Genomic DNA, 3,411 nt, shown 5'->3' on the forward strand with positions numbered 1-3,411 from the left:
AAGTAAGTAATTATTAAAAATATGAATGCTAATCAAGAAATTATAGAAATCTAATAGTTTTGAATACGGAGGGTTATATTGAATATGATTTACAAGTTTAGATATTTTTTTATTTTAATGGTCGTTTTGTTTATTTTAATTTTATTACGTCAATATGGAATCTTTCCATTTGATAATGCTCTAGTGTTAGATCCTTTAAATGTTCCTAAATATATTTTTATACAGAGATTATCTTTCGTTCTTTCTCTAGCATGTTTTTATATGGTATTTTATATGATATTCAAAATACGCCGACTTTATTTTAAACCTAATCGTTATAAAATAGACGAGAAAGAGATTGAACCGTTGTTTGATAAATACTTGAAAACATTAGTTGTATGTTTGTGTTTGTCCATTGTTTTATCTGTTCTTCCTATTTTGCTTTTGTGGACTGGTTTGATATAGTATGACATTTATTCGTTGAATCTCCAGGATATAAAGCGGTTTTTGTATGACGTGTTTGCCTATGGCTTCACGTCATGGCGAACGCTGCTGCGTTTTTAAAAAAGTGAAAAAGCGATAAGTGCCTAAGAGGTTGCTCCCCTCTTAGGCACTTATCGCTTTTTGATTAGGTGCTAAGGCTAAGAATAGATTTCGAACTTTCGGACATCAAGTAATTTTTTGAAATTTTTAGCTTTGCAAAAAATTGAAAAAAATTTCTTGACCCCCTACAGCAAGCGATACTGCTTCACTTCATTACACCAAGCGAAGCTAAAGGGTTTTAGCTTTACTCGGTTCATTCCATTATGCTATATCGTTCAAAATTATTCTAAATACTATACTTCCCCACCCACCGCCCTTTTGAAATGCTTTTATGGGGTTTCGCCCCCAAACGACGAACACACTTCACAAAGCTAATGGTTTGAAACCCTTCTGTCAAGCTGTTTTCAAGGAATTTTATTTTATTAAATTTGTGCTTTTATGTTGCATTATCGTCTGTTTTGCGGTATAATTATCTTGTAAGGTAATTCAAATAAATGATTTTAAGGAGCGTACACCATGAAAAGTGCATTAGAAAAAGGTTCTACATTGACCAATAGCGAAAAAGAATTTATAAGAAATCAGTATTTGGTGATTAGACAACATAAGGACAAGTATAAAGAACGTAGAAAAGATAAGATTGTTCCTGATTCAATTGATGAATACTTAAAAGATAATATCCGCATGTTTCGCTTATCTTTAAAAAGAGTTCTTCAAAACTCAGACATACAAATTGATCCTAGAATAATTCTTTATTATTCTGATTCAACACCTGATACCACTAAGCAAATATTTTTTTTAAGAGCAAATTCTCATGATGAAGTTGTTAAATTTATCAGAGACAGCGGTTTGCCTAGTGATGTTCCTTCTTCTTTAAGTGAACTTTTGGGTGGCTTGCCAGTTATCAAAAGAGTCTGTGATGGTCGCTACTCTTTAAAATACAACTATAATTTCTAGAATTTATCTATTGATTCCACACGGTCATGCTCTAGTGTGACCGTTGACTTAAATATAATGAAAAGAGGTTTTTATGAAAAAAATTTTAGTGACTTTTGGGTATGATAAATATTCAAACGAGAGCGTTGAAACGTGTATTGCTCTTTCTGTTAAAGATGATTTTGCTGAAAGATTTGTTTTGAATAAGGATTGCGAAACCATTAATAAATTTTTATTTGATGCAATCAAGAATATTATTGTTCTTCAAGGTGGTAAAGCTTCATCCATTGTTATTCGCCTTATTAAATATTGTGACGATTTTGTTGAGCTTGTACAGGATTAGGGGGGCATATGTTTAAAAAATCTTCTTTTAACAATTTAGAGAAAGAATGGATCTGTCAATATTATCTGCTTATTCGTCAGCATAGAGAAAAGTTAAAAAGACGTCGAGCTATGAACGTTGAAGCTGATTCCCTCGATAAATTTTACAGTGACAATATTAAGAATTTCAGATGTGCTATTAAACGCTTAACAAAATATGATGAACTTTCTGACCCTCGCATTATTTTATCCCATATTGATGGTGATTACGATTCCTCTAGGGAACTGTATTTCTTAAAAGCTGATTCAGAAAATGAAGTCTTTAAATTTATAAACGACTTAAATTTATCTTCTGAATACATTCATGTTCGTAACTCGCTTTACGATTGCACTGGTCAAAAATTTGGTGGTGAGCCTATTATCAAATATATTTGTCCAAATAGATATGTTTTGAGATACCAATTTTATTATGATGTTTGATACTTCCTCTTTTAACTCATGCGGTCTTGTGGAGAACATGACCGCATGAGCTAAAATATTAGTTTTTAAGGAGTTATTTATTATGAAATTTGAATTTGTTGAACAATGTTCTGCTTGTGATTTTGAAATTAAAGGTGTTTTTGATGGTAGTACTCATTTGATAGTTTGTCCCGAATGTTCCCGTGAAAATCCAATTTGCAACTTGTGTAAATGTTTTGATTGTGAGAAATGTTATAAGGGTTCGAATTTTGATTGCGATATAGTTTTAACGGTTAGAATGGATGATGGTATGTCTTATTACTTTGGTAAAGACAGCTTACTTCTAAAGTCTGTGTTTAGTTCGGAACTTAAGGAAAGTGCAAATTTTGAATATTTTCTTGATGGTGCTTGTTATAACTACTTTGACAGGATTAAACTGAAATATTTTGAAATTGGGATTGATCAGTTTATGAAAGGAATTTACCTTTACATTAAACACGTAGGAGAATTTGACCCTTTGCTCTGGAATCGCAAGAGTGCTTTTGAAATCTTCCAGTTTGCAATTCACGGCTGTTTGCCATATTAATTATTCTCACACCCCTTATCTACAACTGGAAAAGGGGTGTGGTTCAATCTTATGTATGACAGTATTTTGGCGCCGGTTTGCGGATCTTAAAACTATTTGTATGACACACGAAGCGTCTGACTGACGCTTCATAAGGAGCGTGATATTTTGGGTTATAATAATATATCGGTAAGTTTTGAACCGTTATCCCTTGATGGGGTTAAATCACTTGATGACCTTTTGTGGTATGAAAATCATTCACTATCGGTTATCAATAGAGCAAATGAGCTTATCGAAGCGGTACAAAATTATAGAACTTCCATTATGAATAAAGCAAATGAAATTAATAATAAAATCCTTCAACCTACTCTCATTATCAGAAGGACACACGAAAGATATGGTGATAAGAAAGTTCATTATAATGTTTTTATTAAAAATTGCGAAGCTTCTTCACTGCCTGTTAAATCTTATGATGATCTTGTTGGTGTTGACGTTGAAAAATATCATTTTTTAGGTGCTGAGAAATCTTTATTTAGGTTGAAAATTAAAGAGCTTTTAAAGAAATACAACGGTATTACATTATATTATTATGATGGCTACTTGCTTAAGCC

At 32.0% G+C, this 3,411-nt stretch carries 5 protein-coding genes; all 5 read left to right on the forward strand.

The window, feature by feature from the left end:
* Positions 1–1,038 precede the first annotated feature (1,038 nt).
* Entirely contained in the window at positions 1,039–1,476 is a 438-nt protein-coding gene (locus AC220I_RS20225; RefSeq protein ID WP_486725674.1) for a hypothetical protein, read from the forward strand.
* Between the two features lie 73 nt (positions 1,477–1,549).
* Entirely contained in the window at positions 1,550–1,798 is a 249-nt protein-coding gene (locus AC220I_RS20230) for a hypothetical protein (RefSeq protein WP_486725675.1), read from the forward strand.
* An 8-nt stretch (positions 1,799–1,806) separates the two neighbouring features.
* Entirely contained in the window at positions 1,807–2,256 is a 450-nt protein-coding gene (locus AC220I_RS20235; RefSeq protein WP_486725676.1) for a hypothetical protein, read from the forward strand.
* An 82-nt stretch (positions 2,257–2,338) separates the two neighbouring features.
* Positions 2,339–2,821, forward strand: a complete 483-nt coding sequence (locus AC220I_RS20240; protein WP_486725677.1) for a hypothetical protein — start codon at positions 2,339–2,341, stop codon at positions 2,819–2,821.
* Positions 2,822–2,968: 147 nt separating this feature from the next.
* The coding region (locus AC220I_RS20245; RefSeq protein ID WP_486725678.1) for a hypothetical protein at positions 2,969–3,411 on the forward strand (443 nt) is incomplete at its 3' end.

The sequence above is a fragment of the Fusibacter sp. genome, from assembly GCF_057447755.1.